The organism is Hymenobacter sp. ISL-91 (genome assembly GCF_018613725.1).
Lineage (GTDB): Bacteria > Bacteroidota > Bacteroidia > Cytophagales > Hymenobacteraceae > Hymenobacter.
This window is the reverse complement of the sequence record NZ_JAGGPS010000005.1, coordinates 78,509-104,540: the sequence shown is the minus strand read 5'-3', so window position 1 is coordinate 104,540 and position 26,032 is coordinate 78,509. Positions and strand designations below refer to the sequence as shown.

Sequence of the window (26,032 nt, the reverse complement as noted above, 5' to 3'; positions counted from 1 at the left end):
CAGTCTTCCTGCAATACTCCGAGTAAGGCGGGCTTTGACTTTTTGAATTTTTCTCTTTGACTTCAACGCAAATGCACTATTACCTCATTACTGGGGCCAGCCGGGGCCTGGGCCGCGCACTGGCCGAAGCCGCTCTGGCCCGACCCAATACCACCGTTATCGGCATCAGTCGCCACGCCACCATTCAGCACGAGCGGTACCAGCATCAGCCCCTCGACCTCTCCGATCTGGCGGCCGTGCAGCACAACCTGCACAAAGTATTCGCCCGTTTTCCCGATGCCAGCAGCCTCACGCTTATCAACAATGCCGCTGTGTTGGGTGAAATCGGATACGTGGGCGAGCAACCCAACGAGCACTTCGAATTTGTGTTTGATATAAATCTGCTGGCCCCGGCCATGCTGATGAACACCTTTCTGAGTGCCTACCAAGGCCGTGAGTTGCCGCGCACCATCCTCAACATCAGCAGCGGTGCTGCCCAGCGTCCCGTCGATGGTTGGGGCGCTTATTCAGCTTCCAAGGCCGCTCTCGATGCCCTCTCGCGCACGGCCCAGCACGAGCAGGAGCTACGCAGCAGCGGCATCCGTATCCGTAGCCTCTCGCCCGGTATCCTCGATACACCTATGCAGGAGCACATTCGCTCGGCCGATGCCCGCCATTTTAGCGAAGCCGCCAAATTCGCCGATTTTCATCAACAGGGCCAGTTGCGCCCGCCCGCCGAAGTAGCCGGCCGCATTATGACATGGCTGCAACAGCCTGATCTGGGGCCGGAGGTAGTGCTGCGGGTGGATGAGTTGTAGATTATACTTGTCGCGAAGTAGTTTGCGAAACTTGTCAGTCAAAAGTACTACTCTTACGGCATGAACGTGCAGTTGACCGACGCCCAACGCCAGCACTTGCGGCAGCTGTAACGCCAGCGGCGCAACGACGAGGGCTACGTACAGGTGACCGTGCTGCTGCTGCTCGACAAGGGCCGCTCGCCGGCCAGCGTGGCCGAAGACCTAGGTCTGGATCAAGTCACGGTCTACCGCTACGCCGCCGCCTTCGCTGCGCTGGGCCTAGACAAGTACCTGCTACATGAGCAGCCCGGCTACTGGGGCCTGCTCACCAGCGCGCAGTTGGCCCACCTCTGCCACCAAGTCAATTCAACCCTTTATAGGACTGCGCCGCGCTGCTGAGGTGGGTGCAAGCGACTTTCCAGGTCAGTTTCTCCCGCTCCGGGCTGACGGACCTGTTGCACCGGCTGGGCTTTACAAACTGACCACGCCCGTGCCCTGTGCGGCCAATGCGGCCGCGCAACAGGCCTTTTTGACCGACCTGGCCGTGCTGGAGGCCCAGGTCGAGGCCGGTGGGGCCGTACTTTACTACGCCGACGCGGCCCACCCTACCCACAACACGCGCTCTACCCGAGCCTGGTGCCAGGTCGGAGAAGAGCGGCCGCTGCTCACCGTCAGCGGCAGCGAGCGGGTGAACCTGAACGCAGCCGTCAATGCCTACCAGCCCACGCAGTTGCTGCTGGATGAAACCAGCCGGGTCGATGCGCAGAGTACACGCCGCCTCTACGAGCGGCTATTAGCGGCCCACCCCACAGCGGGCACGATCTACGTCATCTGCGACAAAGCGCGCTACTACAAAAACAAAGAGCTGACGCAGTGGCTGCAAGGCAAGCCGATCGTGCAGGTGTTCTTGCCGCCCTACTCGCCCAACCTGGACCTGATCGAGCGGTTGTGGAAGTATCTGCGCCAGAAGATTATCAACACCACCTTCTACCGCACCAAGGGCCAGTTTCGGCAGGCCGTGCTCAACTTCTTCACTCGACTCCCGGAGTTCGAGCACGACCTCGTGTCCTTGCTAACTCGAAAATATCATATCCTCGATTCGCAACTCACTTCCTGACGAGTATAACTATCTCGTGTAGATGGTATTTCTTTACCAGATCGAGCATTAAGGGTTATTTTCTAGGTGAGTAAAATAATAATCCATAAAAAATGCCCCGATATAAATCGGGGCATTTTTTATATTCAATACTAAATATTTGACCTTGATTCCGGTTTTTAATAACCAGGGTTCTGAACCAGCTTGGGGTTCAACAGAACATCACGGTTGGGAATTGGGAAGATCAACTTATCATCACCGTAAGCAATAGCTGGGATACCGTCGTGAGCAGGTACGCCATTTTTGTAGCGCAACAGATCATATAAGCGGAAGCCCTCGAATGCCAATTCTAAACGGCGCTCGGTCAAAATGGCATCAATTAATGCCTGCTTATTGGCAAAGTTTGCAATAGTGTATGACACCTGAGTAGCTCCTTTCGACCGGTCACGGACTTGGTTAAGCAAGCTTACTGCCTCTGTCGTTACGCCTGCAGTTTGGGCTAGTGCTTCAGCACGAGTCAGCAATACTTCGGGGTAGCGAACAATTGGAGTCCAGTTTTCGACTGCGTTGAACTTGTTAGTGAAAGGTGTACCTGTTGCGTTTCTAACAATCAATGACCGACGCTTGTCATCAGCCGGGAAAATAGTGGCTGAAATATCAGCGAAAGGCTTGATAGCAATATCACCCCGACGCGAGACGCCATAATGTTGGCCAATAGCGTTGTTGGTGTTCGGGTTATCCTGAAGGTTATGCGCCACCGAGAAGATGGACTCGGCAGTGGTGTAGTTGGAGAAAGCCGTACCTGGATCAGCATTGAGCCTGAAATTACCGGAGTCAATGATCTGCTTAGACACGAGAGCCGCGTTGGCATAGTCGCCTTTATAGAGGTATACCCGGGCTAACAAACCCTGAGCAGCACCTTTGGTAGCACGACCTACGCGCGAAAACGCATCTGGGTACGTGCTGGGCAAAGCAGGAATAATTTCGGTCAGGTCTTGAATAAGCTGATCGTATACCTCCTTAACTGAGGAACGCGGCAATAAAGCAGCTGCGTCAAAGGCTTCAGCGCCGCTCTTGGGGGCCGTTAGCTGGATAACTACACCCGGATGCGAAGCATCTGGCGTGAAGTTGTAGGGCTGCGCAAACAGATTTACCAAGTGAAAGAGCGTCAACGAGCGCACAAACTTGGCTTCGGCAGTGTACTGGGCAGCTACCTCGGCCGAAACCTTGCTTTGATTAGCCGTCAGGTTCTGCATGAAGGAGTTAGCCGAGAAAATAGTCCGGTAGCCTCCAGCCCAAGCATTGGTCGCATAGACATCAGTGGAAAGCTGCTGGAACAGCGGCACGTTGCCGAAATAAGTGGTGTTCTGGCTGGTCTCACCCGAGCGAATGTCGGAATAGATCAGTGCCCGGCCTCCCAGAAACTCAGCATCCTGCAGACCATCATAGACACCAAACAGCGACTGTTCGATGCGGGTAGGGTTTGCAAACGTCTCATCAATAGTGAAAGCGGTTGGCGGATCCTGTGTGAGAACATCGCAACTCGAAGCCATTGCCGTGAAGACAAGACCTAAAGCGAACTTGTTGAAAGTTGAACGAAACATGTTAAACTAAATTAAGGCTAGAAGCTGAGGTTTAGGCCAAGCGTGTAAGCTCGGGTCTGGGGTACCGAACGGTTGTCAATACCGTAAGCGATGTTAGTGTTGTTACGGTTGGAGTTTACCTCCGGGTCACCAACACTATACTTGGTAAATACAAAGGCATTCTGTACCTGCGCATAAATCCGGGCCCGGCCAATGCCATAGCGTTCCGTCATAGTCTCGGGAAGATTGTAGCCCAAGTTAATCTGGCGAACACGCAGGAAGTCGCCATCCTCCAGCCAACGGGTCGAAGCTTGGGTCGACACCGCATCCTGTAGCACCAGCTTTGGGATATCCGTGTTCTGGCCGGCAGTCGTCCAGCGGTCCTTGATTTCATCCAAGTTGTTAGCGAACGAGGTGGTCAGCAAGCTAGCGCGAGTACCGTTGTAGATTTTGTTGCCACCACTGAACTGCAGGAAGATGCCAAGCTCGATGCCTTTGTAAGAGATAGTGTTGTCAAAACCACCATAGTAGGTGGGGTATCCCGTGCGGTCAGTGTAAACGGCGTCAGCCTGCGTGATGGCTGAGGTAGCATCACCGCTCTCAGTGAGCCACTTACGAGCAACAGCATCATACTGCTTAACAGTTCCTGCGGCGTCTAAAAATTGAGCATTACCATTAGCGGGGTTTACTCCGGCCCAACGGATGAGCTGATATACTCCCAATGGCCGGCCTATACTGGCACGGTTTACGCCCGAGTTGATATCGGTTGGTGAGCTAAGCTCCTTCACTTCGTTCTTCAGTGTTGTGAAGTTGATGTTCGACGACCAGCGGAAGCCGCCCTCAGTATTTACGTTTACTGTTCCCAGATTGGCTTCGAAACCCTTATTGACCATCCGGCCAATATTACGAGCCACCGAGCTACCGGGTACGCCCAACGTAAAGGCTGTAGGCGCATTCAGCAACAGTCCATCAATGTCGTTGTTGAAGTAATCGAGAGTAACCGTAATCCGGTCTGAAAGCAGTGTGGCGTCCAGACCAATGTCCAGTTTCTTCGAAGACTCCCAGCGCAGATCGTCGTTGCCGAGCTGGGTGATGCCGAATCCGTTTAGGTCGACGTAACGACCACCACCGGCCAATGTACGGGAAGCGTACGAGCCAATACCGTTGGAGTTACCTACTTTACCGTAGCTGGCGCGTAGCTTAAGGTCACTCAAAACAGGCTTAAGACCCTGCATGAATGATTCTTCTGAAATGCGCCAGCCGATCGAACCGCCAGGGAAGAAGCCTGACTGGTTGTTGGCACCAAACTGCGAACTAGCGTCAGACCGGGCAGTGAAGGTGAGATAATAGCGGTTGTCAAACGAATAGGCTACGTTGCCGTAATACGAGCGGAAGCCACGGCCGAACTCCGTACCACCATTGAAGGGGTCACCTGAAGAAAGGCCATCGTAAATTTTATTGAACTTTGGGTCAGCTAGTTGGCTTGCACCCACATACAGCTGAGTTTCGTTGAAATTCTGGAATTCAACACCTACAGTGCCGCTTACCTCATGCTTGCCAGCCAGTAGCGTGTTGTAGTTAATAAAGTTCTGCCAGTTGTACTGGTAGCTGTCCAGGCGGTTGTTCTGAATCAAGCCACCGAAGGAACGACCCAAGCCCGACAAACGCACGTCGCTATATTGGTCCTCAAAGTTGTCTAGGTAGTCAAGGCCATACTTGGTTGTCAAGTTCAGCCCTTTGATGGGCGTTACCGTCAGATAACCGTTGCCCAGCAGACGACGCGACGTGTTTTCGTTACGCTGCAGATCGAGAACGGCACGTGGGTTTGAGAAGGCAAAGAGATAGTTGGTGCCGGCATTTCTACCATCACCCAGGTTGCCCAGCGAGTTCAGGTAATACGTGCCATCAGGGTTGTACACTGGTACGTTGGGCGGCGCGCTGTAGCCCGAAACTGTGGCACCAGCCAAATAACGGTCGGTCAGCACACCTTTGTTGAGAGCCTGCGAGTAACCCAAGCTAACGCCACCTTTCAACCACGTTTTAGGAGTTACATCGAGGTTCATGCGAGCCGAAGCCCGACGAAGACGATTCTGAGAAACAACGCCTTTCTGGTCGCTATAGTCAACAGAACCATAATAAGTGGCTTTATCGTTGCCACCGGAAAGAGCCAGCTGGTAGTTCTGCGAGAAGCCATTGCGGAATACTTCCTTCAGCCAGTCGGTACGATCAGGTTGACCGTCGCCGTCGACATCTATATCATTGGCTAATGGCGTGGTGCGGCCGGCGTTGGTACCTTTCTCATTCTGAATGGCAGCGAATTCATCACCGTTTAGTAGATCTGGCAGACGAGTAGCCTGGAAGATACCTACGTAAGAGTTAATCGACAGCTGGTTTTTGCCGTTTTTGCCTCGCTTGGTGGTAATCAGGATTACACCGTTAGCAGCCCGCGAACCGTAGATAGCAGCGGCTGAGGCATCCTTCAACACCTGTACCGATTCAATGTCATTAGGGTTAATATCAGCCAGCGGATTGTAGCGTGTGCCGTCACCGCCATTGAATACGTTGGCATTCTCACGCCCGCTAATGGGCACACCGTCAATAACGTACAGAGGCTGTGAGCTGCCCGAAATCGAGTTAGCGCCACGGATACGAACCGACGTTGCGTCACCCAATGCACCACCCGTGTTCGTTACCTGTACCCCCGATAAGCGGCCAGTCAGCGACTGCTCAAAGCTTTGCACTGGCTGCGTCAGTAAAGCCTTTTCTTGTACTTGAGCTACCGAACCGGTCAGGTCCTTTACTTCCTGGCGAATACCGTAACCGGTTACCACCACTTCGCTTAGTTGCTTGCTATCTGCCGACAGACCAATGTTAATCTGGTTGTCAGTGCCAATGGTCTTCTCAGTTGAAACGAAGCCAATAGAGCTGAATGTTAGCACTCCTCCCGTAGCAGGTACGGTAAGTGTATAACTACCATCCGAGTTGGTAGAGACTCCGTTGTTGCTGCCTTTCAACAGCACAGTTACACCGGGCATTCCTTCACCAGTTGAGCGGTCAGTTACCCGACCCGAAACAGTGCGAGTCTGAGCCATTACTTGCGTAGCCGACAGGGCTACAAGCGGTAATGCAGTGAGAAAAATTTTTTTCATGAAAAGTGTTATTAGAAAAGAAACCGTGGGTGTATCCCTCATACTTTACTGCTAAAGTAGGTACAAGTATGGGCATATTTATGCAGTAATGCTAAAAAGGCATCAAAATCTGTCAATTTTTTCCGCTAGGCATGTATTGAATTTTCAAGTACGCTAGTTCAAGCTATGCCCTTGAGGGCAAGACTACTCTGCCCTAATAAACTTTGAGGGCTAAAACGGGGCGGTCGACCCTTGGGGTTCCTACACCTTCATCCAGCCGTTCCGCCCCGTGAAGCAACGCCTCAAGGCCAAACTTACGATCCTTTTGCAACAGGTGCCGATTGTGCGCCATCTGTCCCGCCAAAAGTTTATTGCCCAGTTCGTTATCGGACTCATTAAGAGCCGCAACGTGCAGTTTGGCGAAGTCGCCCAGCACCTCACGACCAGATTAAAGTGGCCTCCAACGAGACCCGCATTCAGGACTTTTTCCGCGAGGTGCCGCTCGATTATGGCCTGCTAGCGCACTTGCTACTGAGCCTGTTGCCCGCCACCGGCAAGCTGCGCCTACGGCGGCTGGACCGCATGGAGTGGGCCTTTGGGCAGTATCAGGTCAATATCCTGCTCATTACCGTCGGCCAGGGCGCGTTTCAGGTGCCTTTGTACTGGGAGTTGCTCGACAATCGCATCGGTAATTCCAGTGCAGCCGACCGCATTGCCTTGCTGCAAACCTGCGTGCACGTGCTGGGTAAGCACCGCATTGGGCTCGTGCTGAGCGACCGGGAGTTTGTGGGCCACGTGTGGCTAAAATGGCTCAAAGACAACGGGTTGAATTTTGTCATGCGCCTGCCCTACATGGACCAGCTCTATGCTAGGCGGTGGACGATTGAGCAATGCTTCCAAAACCTGAAAGGGCAGGGCTTTATCCTGGAGGTCAGTCATTTGTGTTGTCGCCACAAGTTGTGCAAGCTCGTCGCCCTGGTCAGCTTAGCCTATGCCTTGTGCCTAAGTGTGGGCACAGTGGCCCACGTCAAATGCGCCCCGATTGCCCGCAAAAACCATGGCTACTATGCCACCAGCCTAAGCCGCCACGGCCTCAATATCTTGCGCCAAATCACCCGCCCCGCCACCAGCCCGCACGAACCCATGGCCCAGATGGTAGACGCCCTGCTGCGGTGGATCAGCTGTAAAATCGCTCGCTATCAGCCCACTAAAATAGTAGGGTAGAGTAGTTCTCGCGTTTCTAATTGTTAATCAAAATTTAAGAAGCAAAATACTTGCAGCCAATCGGTTACCCGCGGAGCTGCTTCTGGAACAGTGCCAAGGTTCGGCCCCAAGCTTGGGCTGCCGCTTGGGCATTGTAGCGGGCGGGTGAGGTATCGTTGTTGAAAGCGTGGTTTACGCCCTCGTATACAAATTGCTCGTACTTGGTGCCCGCCGCCTGCAATGCGGCCTGCCAGGCATCTTTGCCAGCATTAACCCGTTCGTCGAGGCCGGCGTAGTGTAGCAGCAGGTGTCCTTTTATAGCAGCGGCTTCTGCGGCGGGCGGTTGCGTGCCGTAGTAAGCCACGGCCGCATTTAGCTGAGTGTCGTGCACGGCGAGGCGGTTAGCTAGGGCTCCGCCCCAGCAGAAACCCACGCAGCCAGTGCGGCCGTTACCGTTGGGGTGCTGGCGTAGGTAGGCCAGGGCGGCCAGGTAGTTAGCCAGTGTCTGCTCTTTATCGAGCTTGCCAATGAGGGTGCGGCCTTCATCCTCGTTGGCCGGGGTGCCGCCGAATTCCGAAAGTCCATCGACGCCCAGTGCCAGATAGCCTGCCTCAGCTACGCGCCGGGTTATATCCTTGATGTGCGGCGTAAGGCCCCGGTTTTCGTGGATGATGACTACAGCGCCGCGCTTTTTCCGGCCTTTGGGGTGAACTAGGTACCCCTTCATGGTAACGCCAGCAGCACCTGGCCAGCTTACGGTTTCTTCGCGCAGGCCGGCGGCCGCGGCCGATGCCGTGGCGGCGCTGGCGTAGCCTGGTTCCAGCACGGCCAGCGCAGCGGCCGCCAGAGCCGTGCTACCGGCAAGCTTGTGAAGCCGGTCCAGGAAGTCGCGGCGACCGAGCGGGGCGTGGGTGTACTCGTTGAAGAGCGTGATGATACGTTGATCCATGAGTTGGGGTGGGGATAGATGGGAAAGGAAAAGTAACGAATTCGAGGGCAGCTTTCAACTATTCACGGTCGGCTTTCCGGCACTCGCCCGATTTTTCCGGCACTCACGCGAAAAGGCCTGCTTCCGACCCTGCCGGCCTGCACCTTTGGCTCATCATCAACCCAAAGCCCTACTACCATGGACACTCAGAAACTAGCCCGCGACGTGAAATTCCTGAAAGCCTACGCCCTGGGCGCTACCCTGCTGCCGGCGGTAGCGCTGCTATGCGCCTTTGGCAAACCCGACAAGCCCGTGCGCTTCGGCGAAATCAATGTGGAACGCATTAATCTGGTGGAGCGCGACGGTACCGTGAAGATGATTATGAGTAACAAGGAGCGGTTTCCGCAGGGCGTTACTATTGATGGGCAGCATATCGACTACGCTCGTACCAACCCCGGCATGCTCTTCTATAATGAGAAGGGCGAGGAGTGCGGCGGCCTCATCTTCGGCGGCAAGAAAGACAAGGACGGAAAAGTATCGGCCGGTGGCCACCTATCGTTCGACCGGTTCGGGCAGGATCAGGTAATTGCCCTCAATTACCAGCAGCAGGGCAGCAACTACCAGGCGGGCCTCACCTTTAGTGATGCCCCTGAGGAGTCGATGGCGGTGACGGAGGCAAAGTACAAGGATGCCACGCCCGAGGAGAAAAAGCAGGCGCAACGCGAAGGCAAACTGGGCCTGCAGCGCCGTATGTTTGTGGGCACCACCATGGGCCGCTCGTCGGCGCTGGTAATGGCCGACCAGCGCGGCGAAACCCGCCTGATGCTGGTGGCCAACACCGACCAGTCGCTGCTCGACTTCAAGGACAGCCAGGGTCGCACCCGCCTTAGTATTGGGGTTGATAAAAACAACCAGCCGGTGCTACGCTTTCTCGATGAGCAGGGCCAGGAAGTAAAGCAGCAGGTGGCGGGTAAGTAGCGGCGCGGGGTGTATCTTTTCGGCTGGTTATGCGCAAGTCCATCTGGTTTTACGGGTTTCTGCTGGGGCTGGCTACGCTGCTGGCGCTGTTCACGCGCCTAACGCTGGCCACCGAGGCCGCCGACTTTCACCTGTACCCCGACGCGCCCTTCTGGCTGTTTCTGCAAACGCTGCTTATTGTATATCTGCTCGATAAGCTCGACCAGCGGGCCCGGCAGCGCCAGCAGGCGGTAGTGGAAGGTGGCGGGTACTATGTGCGGCTGCTGCTGGGCGGCGGGTTGCTATATGCGCTGCTGATTCAGGTCCTGACCCTGGCAATCAGTTTCGGCTTTAGCTGGATGCCGACGGGCCGGCCCTTTGGGTGGGACTGGTACCGGCTGGGACGGGGGCTGTTTCTGGATCTGTTTTTTTACCTGCTGGTAGGTGGCATCTACCTGCCGTTTCTATACCAGCAGCACGCGGCCCGGCTGCGGCTGGAGCTGGAGCAGCTGGAAAAAGAGGCCACCCAGGCCCGGCTGCGGGCCCTGCAGCAGCACGTCGATCCACACTTCCTGTTCAACAACCTCAACATTCTGGCTGCCCTCATCGAGCCGGCCAATACAGCTGCCCACGACTACGTGACGCACCTGGCCAGCCTCTACCGCTACCTGGTGCGCACCCGCCAGCTCGATGCTGTGCCCCTGACTGAAGAACTGGCCTTTCTTCGCGACTACCAGTTTTTGCTGCAGCGCCGGTTTGGGGCCGCGTATGTATTCGAGGAAGATATACAGGTGTCTGCTGCCGAGCTGGAAAACCTGCTGATTCCGCCCGGAGTGGGGCAGGAGCTGCTCACCAATGCCCTTAAGCACAACCTGGGTAGCCGCGCCCGGCCCCTACGCGTGCAGCTAATTATAAAGGCTACCAGCCTGGAAGTGCGCAACGCCCGCCAGCCCCGGCCGGTGCCCGCGCCGGGCGAAGGCAGCGGCTTGGCTGGGCTGCGCGCCCGCCTAGCGCTATTGCACGATGTACCGGTGCGGGTGGCGGAGTCGGTGGAATGGTTTAGCGTAGAACTTCCGCTGAGCCAGCTGGCCCCGGCTCCGGCGTAAAGGCCACTTTTCAACCTGAAACCTTGCCACTTCCTATGCTCCGTCTGCTACTCATCGAAGACGAGGAACCCGCCCTCGACCAGCTCCGTCGCTTTGCCCTGCGCTATAACCCGGCGGCTACCATCGTGGGCGAGTGCCAGCAGGTGAGCGAGGTCGCCGACTTCCTGCGGCAGCACCCGGCCCCCGACCTTATTCTGTCGGATATTGAGCTGCTTGACGGCAATGTGTTTCAGCTGTTTGGGCAGGTGGCCGTCAGCAGCCCGATCATCTTCATCACGGCCTACGACTCGTTTCTGGTGCAGGCTTTCGAGCAAAACGGCATTGCCTACGTGCTCAAGCCAGTGCAGTACGCCCAGTTTGCGGCCGCCATGCAGAAGTTCGAACGGCTGCGCCAGTCGTTTCAGGGGGCGGCGCTGCAGCAACTGGCTGCTACGCTAGGCGGGGCGGCCTCGGTGGCAGCCCCGGCTTATAAGCAGCGGCTCGTGAGCAAAACCCGCCAGGGACTGTACTTATTGGATGTGGCCGGGCTGCACTACTTCCAGCTGCGCAACGGCGTAACGCACGCCTTCGATGCGCAGGGCAAAAGCTTTGTGCTAAACGAAAGCCTGAGCCAGCTCGAAGCCCAGCTCGACCCGGCGCAGTTTTTCCGGCTCAACCGCACCGAAATGGTGCAGCTCGGTGCCATCGAGCGGCTCGAACCTTATTTCAACGATACGCTGGTAGTGCATCTGAAAAGCGCCGGGGTGGCCCTCACGGCCAGCACCCACCGCACGCCCGAGCTGCGCCGCTGGGTGGGCCTCAAGTAACGGCAGCCGGTTTTATTCCTCCTCGCGGTTAACTGTAGCCGGGCTGAAAGCGGGCACGCAGATAGACCAGTATTCGCACTCGGCATCGAAGGGGTTGGAATAGCGCACCCGCGCACCCGCTTTGATCAGCAACGACTCGCCGGCACCGAGCTCTACCACGTCCCCGTCAATCTCGAACCGCTTGCGGCCACGCACGACAATCGTTACCTCGTCGAATTCGGGACGTTGGTGCGGCTCGCTCCACTGGGGCGGGGCCACCATGTGGGCCACGCTGTACTGGCCAGTGCCGGTACTAGCCTGGCCAATGTGCTCCTCGATGAGCTTGCCATCGGTGGTGGGAACTATAAAGGGATTCTGCTGGCGGAAATAGCGTTTTTCAGACATCAAATAAAGCAAAGAGTGGTTAGTTGGCCCGATCGGGGCACTGGCCAGGGGTGGAGCTGGTTACACCGGCGTTGGTGGCCTGGCAGGCGTTGCCGTAGGTTTTGCCGTCGCAGCCGCACACCGGGTCGTACTGCATGGTACACGCTGCGTCGGGACGGATTTTGGCCGGGTCGATGCAGAGCGGATCGGCGGTGGTGGATGTGGAGTTGCGCTGGCAGGCCACAAGGGCCGGTAGCAACAGCAGGCAGTAAAATAATCGACTAAGCATGGCGCGAAGATAAGGGGAGAGTTTGGAGACAGTAATTGAGCTACTACGATAATATAGCTACTTTGGTATCTTGTCAATCGATTTTTCGGCCTACGTATAACCCCGCCCGCCCAGCTTCGTATAGGGAGCCATAACCGGAAGCCAGGGCAGCAGTTATGCGCCTCGTTTCCTTTCCTTCTGCATCTCTATTTCCAACCTTTCTCTCCACAATATGTCGTACCACGAAGAAGACAACTCGGGCAAAATTCTCCTCGCTGCTATTGCCGGTGCTGGCGCCGGTATCATTGCGGGCCTGCTGATGGCTCCTGATAAAGGCAAAGCTACCCGCGACAAGCTCGGCAGTGCTGCTACCAAATACAGCGGCCAGCTCGGCGACCAGCTCTCCAAGTACGGCGAAGACCTCGACATCAAGTTCAAAGGCTATATCGAGAAACTCGAAGACATGGGCCTGACCGGGGCCGGTGGCAGCCTGAAGCTGAAAGGCAACTGGGACGACCTGAAGGGCAAGCTGAAGCAGCAGTATGCACAGCTAACCGACGAGGACCTGACCTACGCCGAAGGAAAAGGCGACGAACTGGTGGGCCGCTTGCAGACCAAGCTCGGCAAAGCCAAAAACGAAGTAGTAAAGATGCTCAACGACTTGTAAGTCGAGCTTCATAACAATAAAAGCCTCTGTCTTTTTGTAAGGCAGAGGCTTTTTGCGTAAACCCACCTGCCATTGCTACGTTTACAAAAGCAGGTAGGCCATGCTGGCCACCACCAAGTGCCATTATATCTCTCTACCCATGCAAGACACAAAAGGCAAAGTACTACTCTCGCTGCTGGCGGGTGCTACCGCCGGCGTTGTGGCCGGCCTGTTGCTGGCCCCTGAAACCGGCGACGAAGCCCGCGCCGATATTAAGGAGTCGGCCGGGAAGCTTAATCAAGACCTAGCGAAGCTGTTCAAAGAAGGCAAGGCCCGCATGGATTCGTTCATCGCGAAGGCTCCCGCCAATTCCGGACAACAAGCGGCCGACCGTACGGCTGCCGACGACCTGCTCAATTCCATGAATCAGCCCAGCGGACTTGGTGCGGGTATATAAATTATTTTTGCGCTGGCTGTAACCTTGCGCGCCCCCTTGCCGTAAACTACTGTACAAGCTGCCTGAAAGAGAGGTAGAGAAGCCGTTACAGTAAAATTGCCGGCCGTTAAGCTTCTGTCAGAACCTGGTTAAATAGCCTGACAGTAAAATTAATCGTTGCCCATCGCACACTTCTGTTGCGGCCCTGCCTTAAATGGTAGACGGCTTGTACATAAAGAAAGCCTCTCGTCCTTATTGACGGGAGGCTTTCTGCTTTTATAGGCATGGCATAGAACGAGCGAATAGGGCAGGCTATACAGCTTGCCCTACTCGCTCGTTTACCACTTACTGCTCGGGGTGCGGGGCGTTTTCCGACTTTGTGTACTCTGGCTTCATCTGTGGGAAGAAGAGCACATCCTGAATGGAGTTCGAGTTGGTCATGATCATACTCAGGCGGTCGATGCCGATACCCAGGCCGGCCGTGGGCGGCATGCCATATTCCAAGGCCCGCAGGAAGTCCTCGTCGAGCACCATGGCCTCCGTGTCGCCGCGCTTGCCCAGCTCCAGCTGCTCCTCGAAACGGGCGCGCTGGTCGATGGGGTCGTTGAGCTCGGAGAAGGCGTTGCAGATTTCCTTGCCGTTGCAGATGGCCTCGAACCGCTCTACCAGTCCCGGCTTGCTCCGGTGCTTCTTGGCCAGCGGCGACATTTCCACCGGGTAATCGGTGATAAACGTGGGCTGAATCAGCTTGGGCTCAACGTGCTCACCGAAAATCTCGTCGATGATTTTGGCCTTGCCCATGCTCGGGTCGAGGCCTACTTTCAGGTCTTTGGCGGCAGCGCGCAACTCGTCTTCGCTTTTGCCTTCGATGTTGAAGCCGGTGAAGTGCTCGATGGATTCGGCCATGGTGTAGCGCTTCCAGGGGCGCTGGAAGTTGATGAGGTTGTTGCCCACCTGCACCTCGGTTTTGCCGTGCAGCGCCATGGCCACGCGCTCCACCATTTCCTCCACCAGGTCCATCATCCAGTAGTAGTCTTTGTAGGCTACGTACAGCTCCATCTGGGTGAACTCGGGGTTGTGGAATCGGCTCATGCCCTCGTTGCGGAAGTCCTTGCTGAACTCGTACACACCATCAAAGCCGCCCACAATCAGGCGCTTCAGGTACAACTCGTTGGCAATGCGCAGATACAGCGTCATATCCAGCGTGTTGTGGTGCGTTTTGAACGGCCGGGCCGCCGCGCCACCGTACAGGGGCTGCAGAATCGGGGTTTCTACCTCCAGATACCCCTTGTCGTTGAGGTAGTTGCGCATGGCCTGCACCAGCTGGGTGCGCTTGATAAAGGCCTCGCGCACATGCGGATTCACCACCAAGTCCACGTAGCGCTGGCGGTAGCGCTGCTCGGGGTCGGTGAAAGCGTCGTAGGTGATTTTCTCGCCTGTGACCTCATCAACACGCTCCTTTACAACGGGTAGCGGGCGCAGAGCCTTGCTGAGCACCGTCAGGCCGGTTACGTGAATGGACGTTGCGCCCACCATCGTTTTGAACACCCGACCGGTTACGCCGATAAAGTCGCCCAAATCGAGCAGCTTTTTGAACACCGTATTATACAGCTCCTTGTCTTCACCGGGGCAGATTTCGTCGCGGTTGATGTAGAGCTGAATCCGACCCGAAGCGTCCTGTAGCTCGGCAAACGAAGCTTTACCCTTCACCCGCACCGACATGAGGCGGCCCGCCAGGCGCACTTCCTGAAAGTTGTTGAGTTCGACGTGGTAGTTATCGAGAATTTCCTGGGCGTAGAAGTTCACATCGAACAGCTCCGAAGGGTAGGGCTCGATGCCGAGCTGCTGGAGCTCCGTTAGTTTATTGCGCCGGATAATCTCCTGTTCGCTGAGGTGCTGCATAGGGCAAGGGGAGTAGCGGCCCCGCGAAGGGCGGAGCGAAGTCAAGCAGCAAAAATAGCGCAGCCTGTTCGCCTAACCTAACTGCTGGTTTAGGCTATTAGCTAATAGCTAATAGCTGTTAGCTTTTGGGCTAATTAAGCAGGTAGTAAACGCAAAAAGCGCCGACCCAAGGGGCCGGCGCTTTGGTATATATGGAGTAGGGCAAGGACGATGTAATGATGAGCGCTAAGCCGGAGGAAAAGCGAACAGCTGTCAGCTATAAGTTAATAGCTCAGGAATCTATGCGGCCATGCGCAGTACCGGCGTCTCGTCGTCGGTGAGCTGCGGAGCTACGCGGGTGCGCAGGCGTTCCTCCACAAATGAGTTCTGCAGGTGCCGGGGCAGCTCGGCCACCAGCTGCTCGTAGCGCTCCAGGCCCAGGGCCTTCGCTACGTAGGTTTCGTGCAGGCCATTGAGGTAGCTCACAATGTCGAGCAGCGACTGATGGAAGAGGCTGAAATCGATGTCGGCCTCCACGAAACGCTCAATCTCGCGGCTGGTCTGCGAAATGCGCAGGCGGCCCAGCAGGTCGAAGAGGGTGGTGTAGCCCAGCCGCCAGGTAATTTGCTGCCAGTGCGAAGGCGTCCACTTGTCGAGCACCTTGCCGGTTTTCTGGCTGCGCAACGCCGTGTTGGGGTTGGCCTGCACCTGCTGGCGGGTAGCCTTGGCCTTGATGGTGCGGGTAGTACGCAGGAACTGGCCAATCTGGGCCTGCGCATCGATTTCCTTGCCCGCAATCTGCAGGCCCGCCTTGTAGCCGGCCAGCGGCAACCGGTGGATGCTGAAGTCGCCGTAGGCGCCGGCGGCATAAAACGAGATAGGGCGCGGGTAAGCATTGCGTACCACCAACCGACCCACCTCGCGGCGCACCAGTGCAGGGTTGTTGCCGCGCACGCCGGTTGTATACAGGAAGGCCTGCAGACCAGCCATAATGGTATGATAAGCCTGCGGGAAGGTCCAGTGAAGGGCGTTGCGCAGATAGTCTTCGTCGCCCAGCTCAGCAGTGGCCCGCAAAGCGTACTCGGTGCTCCAGCAGGCGTGCAGCATCTTGGTTACGGTCTGCACGTCGTCCTCGCTCAGCTCGGCCTGGTGCGCCCGGAAGTAGGGGAGGTGACGCAGGCCACTCTGGGCGTTGTCGGCCTCCTGAATGTGGTAGTTGATGGCGAAGAAGTAATTGAGAAACACCTGGGCCGGAATCGATTTGCGCCAGGTTTCCTCGGCTTGCTTCTGGTCCTCGGTTACGAGGGGGATAATCGGAGTTTCCATGTCTGTCGTCGTCATGATTAGTAAACCATCAGACGCAAATATAAGTTCTTATTTGCTAAAAATATTGACAATCAATTTATGTTAGTAAAATTCTGTTAGTCAGTGAATTGTGTAGGTATGATCTATGTATAGGGCAGTATTTTATTCAAGTACGTTTACTAAGGAAAGTGGGCGTATTGCTTGGTCGATAAAAAAGCCTCCCGAACCATAGTCCGGGAGGCTTACTTATTGGGTAACGTGGGGTCTGGTAGCTTAAATCTCGTCGTGAAGCACAGCTACGGCTTCGCGTAGGGTAATGTCCTTGGTAAGCGGCTTCACAAAACGCGAGGCGCGGTTCACCTTCACCGTGTCGGCACCAATCTGGCGCAGGTCGAATGCCAAGGGAGCAATCGTCATGGGCTGAGCTGCATTCTGGATTGCCTCATACTTGTCAGCCTCCACTTTGGCCAGCTGCTGCTCGCTCCGGTAGCTGGCCAGCTGCAACGATACTTTGGTGTCATCCTTACGCTTCACCATGCGCTGCACCATTTCGGAGAGCTGCTTGAAACTGGCGTTGTTGTTCACACGGGCCAAGCTGGCCTGCCGTAGCTTTTCGATAGGCGGATTGCCGGCCCAGGCGCGGTAGCGGGCAGGCGAAATTTCGTCCCATTTCAGCGCGTACTCCTGGCTCTTCTCACCCTGGTCGAGGTAGCTATACGCATCGGGGAGGATGATATCGGGCACTACGCCTTTGAACTGTGTCGAGCCACCGTTGATGCGGTAAAACTTCTGAATGGTAAGCTTAAGTGAGCCAAAAGGCTTGATGCTGTTGAATTCGGCAGGCAGGGCATCATCCAGATCAATAATGCGCTGTACTGTGCCTTTGCCATACGTGCTGGCCGAGCCCATCACCACGCCACGCTTGTAGTCCTGGATGGCGGCTGCCAGAATCTCGGAAGCCGAGGCGCTGTACTTGTTCACCAGCACAATCAGCGGGCCACTATACTGCACCCGTGGGTCGCGGTCGTTGAGTACGGTAGCCGCGCCCTGGGTGCCGCGCACCTGCACCACCGGGCCACTATCAATGAACAGGCCAGCCATTTCCACGGCGTCCTGAAGGGAGCCACCACCGTTGAAACGCAGATCGAGCACGATACCTTTTACGTTTTCAGCCTTCAGCTTTTCCAATTCTTTCTTCACATCGGCAGCCGAGCTACGGCCGCCATTATCGTTGAAGTCGGCGTAAAAGTTAGGCAGTTTGATGTAGCCCAACTTGTTGCCACTATCGTTGATGGTGGCCGACTGCGCGTACGTTTCCTCAATTACTACCACATCGCGCACGATGGGAATGATTTTGGTGCTGTTGTCGGGCTTGCGCACCGTCAGGCGCACTTCGGTGTTCTTGCGGCCCCGGATAAGGGTAATGGCCTTGTCCAGACGCCAGCCTTCCACCGATACGGGTTCGTCGGCACCCTGCGCCACGCGCAGAATCACGTCGCCCGCTTTCAGCTCGCCCTGCCGGTACGAGGCCGAGCCGGGCACGATGTCGTTTACCCGAATATTGCCGTCCTTCTCCTGCAGCGTGGCCCCAATACCCTCGAAACGGCCGGTCATGGCAATGTCAAAGTCGTCTTTCTGGCGTGGGGCGAAGTATTCGGTGTGAGGGTCGTAGGTGTTGGCAATTACGTTGGCATACATAGCCAGCCGGTCGGCGGCTTCGGTTTGCTCCAAGTCGTGGAAGTAGTCGTTGAAGTACTTAAGTACGCGCTTCCGGGCTTCGGCCTCCATCTGTTCGGCGTTGAGCACCGGGCTCGATACCGTAGCCTCCGAAGGCTTGGCGTTGGCAGAAGCCAGTGGCTTATCCTTCTTTTTAGCCTGCTCATCCATTATTTCGGATAGGCGCACCATGGTCTGATACTTCAAAAACTTGCGCCACTCCTCGCGCTGGGCAACCGGAGTTGCTGCAAAAGTCGTTTTATCGGCCTCCGTTTCAAACGTCTCAGCTACCGTAAAATCGAAGGGCTTGGCCAGAATATCACGATAAATCCCCTGAACATCCTTCACACGCTGGGCCATGAGCTTGGTGCTCAGGTCGAGGTACTCGTGCGTGCCGCGGATAATCTGGTTGTCGATGTCGTTCTGGTACTGCCGAAGCTGCTGCACGTCGGTAGCCAGCAGAAACTTCTTGCTACCATCAACGCGCTTGAGGTATAAATCAAACACGCGTTTTGAAAAAGCATCATCGAGGCGCTCGGGCTGGTAGTGAGCCTGTGAGAGCCCCTGTACCATTGCTTTGATCAGCACCTCATCTTTTTGAAGCGGCTGCGTGTCGTTGCGCCGGTAGAGCTTGTAGGAAGCCAGTACGAAGACGGCAAGCAGGACCGAAACGTAAAGACCTATTTTAATACGGGGAGCAGGCATGGAGCAGAAGTAGGGGAAATGAAAAACAGGCAGCTTGAGCCATCGGTGGCTGCGGGCCCGAACGCGGATTCGAGAAGGTAACGTGTCGGGCAGTGAAATAAGTGCCTAAAGCTATACATCAACTAACTGTTGGAAGACTGTATATGCTCGGAACGCTTACGTAGGCGCTTGCCGGCTGTGAATATAACAGCTCTGCAAATAGAAGCCCAAAACAGATTTAAAGTTATTTTTTTAGCGGCCAGCTCACAAAAAAAAGGTTCTTCCCTACTAGGGAAGAACCTTTTTACTTACTCAATTATGCCAAAGGCATATGTGCTTAGTAGCGACGTACTTTGTCGCCGTTGTGACGACGGAACTCCTCTTCGAAGTAGCGGGCATCTTCTTCGTTGCGGGGACGTACGCCCATCACGATGTTGCCGTTCTTCACGTCAGTTTCGTACTCAGCAGCATGCTCTTCTGGAATGCCCGAGCCTACTAGGGCACCTACTAGGCCACCCGTCAGGCCACCAGCACCGGCACCAGCCAGAGCAGCGGCAATTGGGCCGGCAATTACAAGGCCCAGGCCGGGCAATGCTACCGAAGTGCCAATGGCGGCAATAGCACCGATAATTGCACCGGCAGTACCACCAATGGCCGAACCTACGCCAGCACCTTCCATAGCCTTGTCGCCAAGCTCGGTGTCAACAGTATCGTCGCCGAAGTGCTGCTTACGCGCATCCTCCGACATTACGAGGTTCACGTCATCTTTGTGGTAGCCACGCGAAGCGAGTGACTGGTAAGCACGCTCAGCGCTGTCACGGTCGCGGAACGAACCGGCCGTATAAGCGTTGCCCGAGCCATAGGTTTCGTTGTTGCCAGTTACAGCACGAGCAGCGTCGCCGGCAGCATTCTGGGTAGCATCGATGCCCGCACCTACAGTGGCGCCTACCGAGCCAGCAGCAGCCGCACCTTTCTGGGTAGCGCTGTAATCATGATGCGGGTTGTTGTCGCCCATGTTTCCGCTAGAGCTTGTATTGTTGCCCGTGCCGTAGCCCGTGCCAGTGTTGCCAGTACCATAGTTGGCACCCGAACCGGTACCTGAATTAGTGGGGTTGATCGAATCGTTGTTCATGGAATGGGAGATTTAAGATGAAGGAAATAAATGATTTCCGTTCTCCAGTGGAAAGGAAGAGAGTAACGGAGGTTTCGAGGGTTTTAACGCAGCCCTCAAAACGAAGTTGCGCCAAAATGATATACGCAACCTTTTTACTCTCAACAAATCCGGTTTAAATCTCCTATAAGCCAATTTTTAGCCTAGCTTTTCGCCTTCGCAAATTTTTCAAAATTGGCATCATCCTGCCAAAATGCACGGCATTGCTGGCGCAGATCCTTCAGGAAGTTTTCATCCTGCTTGAGTGTACGCCATTCGCCTAACCCCAGTCGCTCACACATCTTGAAAAAGTTGTCACCTTGGCCTTTCGAACCCTTCACCTTTACCAAGCAGCTCAGCATCGGGCGGCCTGCTTGGAACTCCTGCTCCGAAATGTCCGTCAGGATTTCGTTAAGGCGGGCTTTCTCGTGCGTGATTTCCATATTAAGACCTAACTCAGCTTCCTGAATCAGGTTCAGGTAGCTGGTGGTGCCAATTTGGTTGCGGGAGAAGCGGATGAGGTGAGAGCGTACTCGGCCAATCATGGGCGGGAGAAGAGGGAGAGTGAATAAATACGAGGCCCTATAAGGGAAAAAGGCCTACCGGAGCCAAAACTATGCCGTTTGGCTTCGGTAGGCCCAACCGTGTGGTGCGACTACAGCTTGCGACGCTGCATTTCTTTCTGAATCAGGCGAAACTCGCGACTGGTCTGGCCCGCAATGGCGGTGTTTTCGTCGGCGCGGCGCAGCAGGTAGGGCATAACTGCTTCTACAGGGCCGTAGGGTACATACTTAGCTGTGTTGAAGCCCGCGTTGGCCAAATTGTAGCTTAGGTTGTCGCTCATGCCATACAACTGGGCAAACCACACCCGTGGATCGTTGGGCCGCAGGTTATGCTGCTGCATGAGTTGGGTAAGTAGCAGCGAACTGGCCTCATTGTGCGTGCCAGCGCACACGCTTATGTGGTCGATGTGGCTGATGCAGAAAGCCAAGGCTTCATCGTAGAGTGCGTCGGTGGCTTGCTTGCTGGGGTTGATGGGCGTAGGGCGGCTCTGAGCCGTGGCCACGCGGGTTTCCTTTTCCATGTAGGCACCGCGCACCAGCTTAGCCCCAATCTGGTAATGGCCGGCCTTGGCCTCAGCAGTGGCTTCCTCGAGCGCATCCAGCCGGTCGTGGCGGTAAAGCTGGTAGGTGTTCCAAACAATGGCAGACTCGTGGTTGTAGCGCCGCATCATCTGGTAAGCCAACTGGTCGATTGTATCCTGAAACCAGCTTTCCTCGGCATCAATAAACACGCGTACGCCATACTGATGGGCGCGGGCGCAGATGGCATTTACCCGTAGAGCTGTTCTGTCGTAGCTGGCCTGTTCGGCCATGCTCAGTTTCTGACCGGCCTGTATTTTCTCCAGAATGGCCACTTCGCCCACCCCGGTTACTTTGAATACTGAGAAGGGAATGTGCTTGGAACGATGCGCCAGATCGAGCGTGGCCAGAATTTCGGTGGTCGTGGCATCAAAGCTCTGGTCGTTGCCTTCGCCTTCTACCGAGTAATCGAGGATGGTGCCAATGTCGTAGCGGCCCAACTCGTCAATCACGGGCAAGCATTCCTGAATGGTTTCGCCGCCGCAGAAGTGCTCGAAAATAGACTTTTTAATAAGAAACTTGGTGCCCGGCAGATGCCACTTAAGCGCCATTTTCATCATCCCGCCACCCGTTTTCACCAGTGTGGGGTTGTTCATGGCTGCAAACAGCGCGTACATTTTACGCAGTTCGCTGTTGGAGCGGGACGCAAATGCGACGGCCGTATCCTCGAAGGAGATGGGGGGAGCCTGTAGTTGAGACATAGAAAGCAGCGGGTGGCAGCGGGTGGTAGCGGCCGCGAAACGGCCACGTAGCAATAAGAATAAGTAAAGATAAGCTGCCAACCTAGTTTCTTCGCATCAGGTCGCTACGGAGTTGCACCCCCGTGGGCCGGGCAGCTATGGGCGCATATGCAGAAAAGGCTCTACCAGCTACGGTGGAGCCTTCTGCAGAAAATTTGCCCGCCCAGGTGCCTGCTGGCACGGCGCCAAAAGTAGTGGAGTTGCGTTGGCTTGGCTTTACCGAATCAGGTGCACCGCCGACCTCGTCACAGCCCCATCGATTCGTTGAAACAGGTGGGTGGACGGCTGACTGATGACGTCCTGTAAGTGCAGCTGATTGCCGGTTAACGAGTACGTCTGCCGGCGCTGATACCCGTGGTAGGTAATGATATAGCGCGTTGGCCCCCACCAACGCAGCCCGTCGCGACGTACGGTAAAGTTGGCCGCACTCACCAACACATCATCCTGGTAGAAGCGCGCCCGACCCCGCCGGTCGAAGCGAATGCTCATATGATGACCAGTATTGGCCGGCGTGAGGGCCGTACGACTTCCATTATTGGTCTGCTGCCACTCCCAGTTTCCTACCAGGCCAGCTTCAGTGGCCGGAAGCAGCGCCTGCCGGCTGCAGGAGGCTAGCAGGCCGCTGCCGACTACTACCAACAGCCAGCAAGCAGGGCGTACCAGTGCGCGTATGATAAAATGGGATGTAAGTTGCGGACGCATATTGTCGCACGTAAAATATTTGCATCGAAATAAGCATTAATTGTTTGTATTATCATCATAATTTTGAACAAACACCGAAAAGTTATATAAAAATGATTCAGACCATAGAAATAGGCCCTGTAGCACTGCCAAAGCTGGCTGAGTTGCTGCATGCTCCGGCCGTAAGCCAGGTGGTAGTCTTGGCCGATGAGAATACCGTTCGGGAGTGCCTGCCACTATTGGAACCACATCTGCCGGCCAGCTACCGGCTGGTAGAAATGCCTGCCGGTGAGGAGTATAAAACGCTTGACACCTGCCAGCTGCTGTGGGCCGAGCTGACGGAACTACGAGCCGACCGTTATACCGTAGTTGTGAACCTGGGTGGGGGCGTGGTGACGGATTTGGGGGGCTTCGCGGCGGCGGTTTACAAGCGCGGGGTCCGCTTCATGCAAGTGCCTACAACGCTGCTGGCGCAGGTAGATGCCAGTGTGGGCGGCAAAACCGGCGTCGATTTCATGGGCTTCAAAAATCAGCTGGGCGTGTTTCAGGCAGCAGCGGCCGTATTCATCGAGCCGCGGTTTTTGCGCACCCTCGACCCGCGCCAGCTCAAGTCGGGTTATGCCGAGGTGGTAAAGCACTGGCTGATTGCCGACGCCGAGGCCTTCGCCCGCAACCGCAATGTGGGGATAATGGTCGATGACTGGACGCCGGTGGTCGAAGAATCGGTGGCGCTTAAGCAGCGCATCGTCGAGCAGGACCCGCTGGAAACCGGATTGCGCAAGCTTCTCAACTTCGGCCACACTGTGGGGCATGCGCTGGAAAGCTACCTGTTGCAGCAGCCGGGCCGCGAGATTCTGCACGGCGAGGCCGTGGCGGCCGGGATGGTGTGCGAAACCTGGCTAAGCTACCATAAGGGGATGCTAAGCGCGGCCGAGCTCGACAAAATCGAGACTTTCCTGTTCTCCATCTTCGAGAAGGTGCAGTTTGTGCTCCTCGAAACCGAAGCCATTGCCGAGTACGCGCTGCAGGACAAGAAAAACTCCGGTTCCACCATCAACTGTACGCTGCTCGAAAGCATCGGCCGCGGCGTGTACGACCAGCCGGTAACGCTGGCCGAAGTGGCTGAAGCATTGCGCTATTACCACCGGCTGCCGGGCTAGCGGCCCCGCCGGGTATTTTTTTACCAGGGACGAAGCATTGTTTCGTTCTGCATTCTACTATCCTCATCAACTCATTTCTCACGCTTACCTGGCCGGGTGGCCCGCTGCGGGGCACGGCGCAGGTGCCGGCTTCTAAAAGCGAAAGCAACCGAGCCCTCATCATCCGGGCGCTGGCCGGCGGCGGGCAACTGCTCAACCTCTCCGACGCCAACGACACCCAGCTAATGCAGTGGCTGTTACAGGACCCGGCGGCCCCGATATTCGACGCCGAAGATGCCGGCACCGTCATGCGCTTCCTGACGGCCTACCTGGCCATGACGGGCCGCCAGACGGAGCTAACCGGCACGGCCCGCATGCAGGAGCGCCCCATTGCGGTGCTAGTGGATGCGTTGCGCGAACTGGGTGCCCGAATCGAATACGCGGGCCAGGAGGGCTACCCGCCGCTGCGGCTGCTGGGCCGCACGCCCCAGCCCGCCACGGCCGAAGAAACGGAACCCATCGAGCTGACGGTGCGCGGCGACATCAGCAGCCAGTACATTTCGGCCTTGCTGATGATTGCGCCCACGCTGCCGGCCGGGCTACGTATCTGGCTGACCGGCAAAGTCGGCTCGCGCCCCTATATCCGGATGACGCAGGCGCTGATGCAGCATTTCGGGGCCGTGTGCCGGGATTTGGGCGAGGTACTGGAGGTCAGGCCCCAGGCGTATCAGCCCACCGACTACACCGTGGAAGGCGACTGGTCGGCGGCCAGTTACTGGTACGCGTTGGTGGCGCTGGCCCCCGAGGGCTCGTACCTGACGCTGCCCACCCTGCGCCGCTACTCCTGGCAGGGCGACCAAGCCATTGCCGGCATCATGGCCCAACTGGGCGTGCACACTGAGTTTCTGGCCGATGAAACCCTGCGCCTGACCAAGACCAAGCCCGCTGCCCAGCTCACTCAGGATTTCGCCCACTGCCCCGACCTGGCCCAAACCGTAGCCGTAGTGGTGGCGGCCCTGGGCATCCCGGCCATCTTTACCGGCCTCGAAAGCCTGCGCATCAAGGAAACCGACCGCATTGCGGCCCTGCAAACCGAGCTGGCGAAATTCGGCGGCGCGCTTACGGATGCGGGGGAAGGCCGGTTCGAGGTTTCTTCGGAGAACTTCAAAGTAACGGGCCAGACAGTAGCCACCTACCACGACCACCGCATGGCCATGGCGTTTGCGCCGCTGGCCTTGCTGGGCGAAATCCGCAGCGAGGCTCCGCAGGTGGTGCGCAAGTCCTATCCGCAATTCTGGCAGGAACTGGAGAAAGTGGGTTTCAATGTTTCAACCCTGGCCAACTGACCTCCGTTGCCACCAACAGGCGGCACTAATGCATTATGATTGACCAGCAGTAATCAATGATTTGAGATAGGCGGCCGATAACCGCAACCGGCTGCCGTACCAGCTGAACAACTCCCCATCGACGATGCGGATATGGGCAGCGGGGCAAAGCCGTTGGAACTCGGCCACATGCTTGTCGGCGAAGGGGTAGGGCTCCGAAGAAAGCAGAATCTGGCTGGGAGCGGCGGCTTGCAACTGCTCGGGTATGATTTCGGGGTAGCGGCCCAGGTGGCCAAATACGTTGCGGAAACCGGCGCGGGCCAACATCTCATCTATAAATGTGCCACCGGCCGCTACCATATAGGGCTTACGCCAGATGAAGTAGGCGGCCGGTATCGGCTCAGCAGCGGGCGGGGCCAGCGTGGCAAACGAAGTGGCAATGTCGGTGGCCAGCGCGTCGCCGGCTTCCTTGCGGCCGGTTATCAGCCCCACCCGCCGAATCATGTCGAGCGCCTCTTCGAGCGTCGAAATGTCGCTCATCCACACCGGGTAGCGTGCCGCCAGCTGCTCGATGCCGTCCTGGTAGTTCTCTTCTTTGTTGCCGATGATGAGGTCGGATTGCAACTCGTCAATCTTCTCGAAATCGAAGTTCTTGGTACCCCCAATTGTGGTGGCCGCCTGCCGGGCGCCGGCTGGATGCACGCAGAACTTCGTCAGGCCCACCACTCGTTCGCCCAAGCCCAAATCAAACAGCAGCTCGGTTTGCGAAGGTACCAGCGACACAATGCGCCGCGGCGGAAACGGCACGGCTACTTGCCGGCCCATCTGGTCGGTTACGGTTAGCGGCGGAAAAACAGGCGGCAAGTTCATAAGACGGATATAGGGAATAGAAGAGCCAGGCGTTCGGTCTAACCAAAAGGAGCCGCCCTCATCGGACGGCTCCTTGTACTGTACCGGTGTAGGGGCGGGGCTT

The 26,032-nt window shown here is 56.5% G+C and carries 26 protein-coding genes; 12 read left to right on the top strand and 14 right to left on the bottom strand.

Annotation, left to right across the window (positions count from 1 at the left end; genetic code table 11):
• The first annotated feature begins 56 nt into the window (after positions 1 to 56).
• The 4 genes from J7E24_RS02525 to J7E24_RS02515 all read left to right on the top strand — a co-directional run bounded on the left by J7E24_RS02525 (position 57) and on the right by J7E24_RS02515 (position 1,893).
• Positions 57 to 797 (top strand): SDR family NAD(P)-dependent oxidoreductase, encoded by a 741-nt coding sequence (locus J7E24_RS02525; protein ID WP_251046981.1) that lies wholly within the window; start codon positions 57 to 59, stop codon positions 795 to 797.
• Positions 798 to 947: 150 nt separating this feature from the next.
• Entirely contained in the window at positions 948 to 1,175 is a 228-nt protein-coding gene (locus J7E24_RS02520) for a helix-turn-helix domain-containing protein (RefSeq protein WP_215134792.1), read from the top strand.
• Between the two features lie 5 nt (positions 1,176 to 1,180).
• Positions 1,181 to 1,258: a winged helix-turn-helix domain-containing protein gene (locus J7E24_RS17955; protein WP_410779716.1), complete on the top strand. Its 78-nt coding sequence runs from the start codon at positions 1,181 to 1,183 to the stop codon at positions 1,256 to 1,258.
• Positions 1,255 to 1,893, top strand: coding sequence for an IS630 family transposase (locus J7E24_RS02515; protein ID WP_410779715.1), 639 nt, complete (start codon positions 1,255 to 1,257; stop codon positions 1,891 to 1,893). Before J7E24_RS17955 ends, J7E24_RS02515 begins: the two co-directional genes overlap by 4 nt.
• A 158-nt stretch (positions 1,894 to 2,051) precedes the next feature.
• Here J7E24_RS02515 and J7E24_RS02510 read toward each other — a convergent pair whose 3' ends face one another.
• The 3 genes from J7E24_RS02510 to J7E24_RS02500 all read right to left on the bottom strand — a co-directional run bounded on the left by J7E24_RS02510 (position 2,052) and on the right by J7E24_RS02500 (position 7,019).
• On the bottom strand, positions 2,052 to 3,476 hold the full coding sequence (locus tag J7E24_RS02510) for a RagB/SusD family nutrient uptake outer membrane protein (protein WP_215134788.1): 1,425 nt from the start codon (positions 3,474 to 3,476) through the stop codon (positions 2,052 to 2,054).
• Positions 3,477 to 3,493: 17 nt separating this feature from the next.
• Complete coding sequence (locus tag J7E24_RS02505) at positions 3,494 to 6,604, bottom strand: SusC/RagA family TonB-linked outer membrane protein (protein WP_215134786.1); 3,111 nt, start codon at positions 6,602 to 6,604, stop codon at positions 3,494 to 3,496.
• A gap of 193 nt (positions 6,605 to 6,797) precedes the next feature.
• On the bottom strand, positions 6,798 to 7,019 hold the full coding sequence (locus tag J7E24_RS02500) for a hypothetical protein (protein ID WP_215134784.1): 222 nt from the start codon (positions 7,017 to 7,019) through the stop codon (positions 6,798 to 6,800).
• Positions 7,020 to 7,036: 17 nt separating this feature from the next.
• Between J7E24_RS02500 and J7E24_RS02495 the strand changes: the two genes are divergently transcribed.
• Positions 7,037 to 7,807, top strand: coding sequence for a hypothetical protein (locus J7E24_RS02495; protein WP_215134782.1), 771 nt, complete (start codon positions 7,037 to 7,039; stop codon positions 7,805 to 7,807).
• Between the two features lie 64 nt (positions 7,808 to 7,871).
• Here the strand turns inward: J7E24_RS02495 and J7E24_RS02490 are convergent, their stop codons facing one another.
• Positions 7,872 to 8,735: a dienelactone hydrolase family protein gene (locus J7E24_RS02490; protein WP_215134780.1), complete on the bottom strand. Its 864-nt coding sequence runs from the start codon at positions 8,733 to 8,735 to the stop codon at positions 7,872 to 7,874.
• A 177-nt stretch (positions 8,736 to 8,912) separates the two neighbouring features.
• Here J7E24_RS02490 and J7E24_RS02485 point away from each other — a divergent pair, with 177 nt between their 5' ends.
• From J7E24_RS02485 to J7E24_RS02475, 3 genes are read left to right on the top strand one after another with little or no spacing between them, the layout of a single operon-like run.
• On the top strand, positions 8,913 to 9,692 hold the full coding sequence (locus J7E24_RS02485; protein ID WP_215134778.1) for a hypothetical protein: 780 nt from the start codon (positions 8,913 to 8,915) through the stop codon (positions 9,690 to 9,692).
• A gap of 29 nt (positions 9,693 to 9,721) precedes the next feature.
• Positions 9,722 to 10,777, top strand: coding sequence for a sensor histidine kinase (locus tag J7E24_RS02480; protein ID WP_215134776.1), 1,056 nt, complete (start codon positions 9,722 to 9,724; stop codon positions 10,775 to 10,777).
• Between the two features lie 35 nt (positions 10,778 to 10,812).
• Positions 10,813 to 11,583: a LytR/AlgR family response regulator transcription factor gene (locus tag J7E24_RS02475; protein WP_215134774.1), complete on the top strand. Its 771-nt coding sequence runs from the start codon at positions 10,813 to 10,815 to the stop codon at positions 11,581 to 11,583.
• A gap of 12 nt (positions 11,584 to 11,595) precedes the next feature.
• Here J7E24_RS02475 and J7E24_RS02470 read toward each other — a convergent pair whose 3' ends face one another.
• Entirely contained in the window at positions 11,596 to 11,967 is a 372-nt protein-coding gene (locus J7E24_RS02470) for a cupin domain-containing protein (protein WP_215134772.1), read from the bottom strand.
• A gap of 19 nt (positions 11,968 to 11,986) precedes the next feature.
• Positions 11,987 to 12,235, bottom strand: a complete 249-nt coding sequence (locus J7E24_RS02465; protein WP_215134770.1) for a Kazal-type serine protease inhibitor domain-containing protein — start codon at positions 12,233 to 12,235, stop codon at positions 11,987 to 11,989.
• Positions 12,236 to 12,446: 211 nt separating this feature from the next.
• On the opposite strand from J7E24_RS02465, the gene J7E24_RS02460 reads away from it, so the two are divergent.
• Both J7E24_RS02460 and J7E24_RS02455 read left to right on the top strand, forming a co-directional pair.
• Positions 12,447 to 12,881 (top strand): CsbD family protein, encoded by a 435-nt coding sequence (locus J7E24_RS02460; protein WP_215134768.1) that lies wholly within the window; start codon positions 12,447 to 12,449, stop codon positions 12,879 to 12,881.
• A gap of 139 nt (positions 12,882 to 13,020) precedes the next feature.
• Positions 13,021 to 13,317 carry a YtxH domain-containing protein gene (locus J7E24_RS02455; protein ID WP_215134766.1) on the top strand — a complete coding sequence of 99 codons (297 nt, stop codon included), beginning with the start codon at positions 13,021 to 13,023 and terminating at the stop codon, positions 13,315 to 13,317.
• A 324-nt stretch (positions 13,318 to 13,641) separates the two neighbouring features.
• Here J7E24_RS02455 and lysS read toward each other — a convergent pair whose 3' ends face one another.
• From lysS to J7E24_RS02420, 7 genes are all read right to left on the bottom strand, one after another.
• On the bottom strand, positions 13,642 to 15,198 hold the full coding sequence (lysS, locus tag J7E24_RS02450) for a lysine--tRNA ligase (protein ID WP_215134764.1): 1,557 nt from the start codon (positions 15,196 to 15,198) through the stop codon (positions 13,642 to 13,644).
• A 279-nt stretch (positions 15,199 to 15,477) separates the two neighbouring features.
• Positions 15,478 to 16,518 carry a hypothetical protein gene (locus J7E24_RS02445; RefSeq protein WP_251046979.1) on the bottom strand — a complete coding sequence of 347 codons (1,041 nt, stop codon included), beginning with the start codon at positions 16,516 to 16,518 and terminating at the stop codon, positions 15,478 to 15,480.
• Between the two features lie 237 nt (positions 16,519 to 16,755).
• Positions 16,756 to 18,903 carry a carboxy terminal-processing peptidase gene (locus J7E24_RS02440; protein WP_215134762.1) on the bottom strand — a complete coding sequence of 716 codons (2,148 nt, stop codon included), beginning with the start codon at positions 18,901 to 18,903 and terminating at the stop codon, positions 16,756 to 16,758.
• Positions 18,904 to 19,219: 316 nt separating this feature from the next.
• Positions 19,220 to 20,014 (bottom strand): hypothetical protein, encoded by a 795-nt coding sequence (locus tag J7E24_RS17815; RefSeq protein WP_317195610.1) that lies wholly within the window; start codon positions 20,012 to 20,014, stop codon positions 19,220 to 19,222.
• 182 nt (positions 20,015 to 20,196) lie between these two features.
• Positions 20,197 to 20,577: a hypothetical protein gene (locus J7E24_RS02430; protein WP_215134760.1), complete on the bottom strand. Its 381-nt coding sequence runs from the start codon at positions 20,575 to 20,577 to the stop codon at positions 20,197 to 20,199.
• A gap of 110 nt (positions 20,578 to 20,687) precedes the next feature.
• Positions 20,688 to 21,875: a proline dehydrogenase family protein gene (locus J7E24_RS02425; RefSeq protein ID WP_215134757.1), complete on the bottom strand. Its 1,188-nt coding sequence runs from the start codon at positions 21,873 to 21,875 to the stop codon at positions 20,688 to 20,690.
• 255 nt (positions 21,876 to 22,130) lie between these two features.
• Positions 22,131 to 22,403, bottom strand: coding sequence for a hypothetical protein (locus J7E24_RS02420; protein WP_215134755.1), 273 nt, complete (start codon positions 22,401 to 22,403; stop codon positions 22,131 to 22,133).
• A 305-nt stretch (positions 22,404 to 22,708) separates the two neighbouring features.
• Between J7E24_RS02420 and aroB the strand changes: the two genes are divergently transcribed.
• Together aroB and J7E24_RS02410 are read left to right on the top strand one after the other, a co-directional pair.
• Positions 22,709 to 23,755, top strand: coding sequence for a 3-dehydroquinate synthase (aroB, locus tag J7E24_RS02415; RefSeq protein WP_215134753.1), 1,047 nt, complete (start codon positions 22,709 to 22,711; stop codon positions 23,753 to 23,755).
• A gap of 122 nt (positions 23,756 to 23,877) precedes the next feature.
• Complete coding sequence (locus J7E24_RS02410; protein ID WP_317195609.1) at positions 23,878 to 25,080, top strand: 3-phosphoshikimate 1-carboxyvinyltransferase; 1,203 nt, start codon at positions 23,878 to 23,880, stop codon at positions 25,078 to 25,080.
• Positions 25,081 to 25,113: 33 nt separating this feature from the next.
• On the opposite strand, the gene J7E24_RS02405 is transcribed toward J7E24_RS02410, so the two are convergent.
• Positions 25,114 to 25,929 carry an ABC transporter substrate-binding protein gene (locus J7E24_RS02405; protein WP_215134751.1) on the bottom strand — a complete coding sequence of 272 codons (816 nt, stop codon included), beginning with the start codon at positions 25,927 to 25,929 and terminating at the stop codon, positions 25,114 to 25,116.
• Positions 25,930 to 26,032 lie beyond the last annotated feature (103 nt).

Bases quoted from the DNA above. Each gene is read 5' to 3' on its own strand.
- J7E24_RS02510 (WP_215134788.1), bottom strand. From the start codon at position 3,476: ATGTTTCGTTCAACTTTCAACAAGTTCGCTTTAGGTCTTGTCTTCACG.
- J7E24_RS02505 (WP_215134786.1), bottom strand. From the start codon at position 6,604: ATGAAAAAAATTTTTCTCACTGCATTACCGCTTGTAGCCCTGTCGGCT.
- J7E24_RS02490 (WP_215134780.1), bottom strand. From the start codon at position 8,735: ATGGATCAACGTATCATCACGCTCTTCAACGAGTACACCCACGCCCCG.
- J7E24_RS02485 (WP_215134778.1), top strand. From the start codon at position 8,913: ATGGACACTCAGAAACTAGCCCGCGACGTGAAATTCCTGAAAGCCTAC.
- J7E24_RS02480 (WP_215134776.1), top strand. From the start codon at position 9,722: ATGCGCAAGTCCATCTGGTTTTACGGGTTTCTGCTGGGGCTGGCTACG.
- J7E24_RS02475 (WP_215134774.1), top strand. From the start codon at position 10,813: ATGCTCCGTCTGCTACTCATCGAAGACGAGGAACCCGCCCTCGACCAG.
- J7E24_RS02470 (WP_215134772.1), bottom strand. From the start codon at position 11,967: ATGTCTGAAAAACGCTATTTCCGCCAGCAGAATCCCTTTATAGTTCCC.
- J7E24_RS02465 (WP_215134770.1), bottom strand. From the start codon at position 12,235: ATGCTTAGTCGATTATTTTACTGCCTGCTGTTGCTACCGGCCCTTGTG.
- J7E24_RS02460 (WP_215134768.1), top strand. From the start codon at position 12,447: ATGTCGTACCACGAAGAAGACAACTCGGGCAAAATTCTCCTCGCTGCT.
- J7E24_RS02455 (WP_215134766.1), top strand. From the start codon at position 13,021: ATGCAAGACACAAAAGGCAAAGTACTACTCTCGCTGCTGGCGGGTGCT.
- lysS (WP_215134764.1), bottom strand. From the start codon at position 15,198: ATGCAGCACCTCAGCGAACAGGAGATTATCCGGCGCAATAAACTAACG.
- J7E24_RS02445 (WP_251046979.1), bottom strand. From the start codon at position 16,518: ATGACGACGACAGACATGGAAACTCCGATTATCCCCCTCGTAACCGAG.
- J7E24_RS02440 (WP_215134762.1), bottom strand. From the start codon at position 18,903: ATGCCTGCTCCCCGTATTAAAATAGGTCTTTACGTTTCGGTCCTGCTT.
- J7E24_RS17815 (WP_317195610.1), bottom strand. From the start codon at position 20,014: ATGAACAACGATTCGATCAACCCCACTAATTCAGGTACCGGTTCGGGT.
- J7E24_RS02430 (WP_215134760.1), bottom strand. From the start codon at position 20,577: ATGATTGGCCGAGTACGCTCTCACCTCATCCGCTTCTCCCGCAACCAA.
- J7E24_RS02425 (WP_215134757.1), bottom strand. From the start codon at position 21,875: ATGTCTCAACTACAGGCTCCCCCCATCTCCTTCGAGGATACGGCCGTC.
- J7E24_RS02420 (WP_215134755.1), bottom strand. From the start codon at position 22,403: ATGAGCATTCGCTTCGACCGGCGGGGTCGGGCGCGCTTCTACCAGGAT.
- aroB (WP_215134753.1), top strand. From the start codon at position 22,709: ATGATTCAGACCATAGAAATAGGCCCTGTAGCACTGCCAAAGCTGGCT.
- J7E24_RS02405 (WP_215134751.1), bottom strand. From the start codon at position 25,929: ATGAACTTGCCGCCTGTTTTTCCGCCGCTAACCGTAACCGACCAGATG.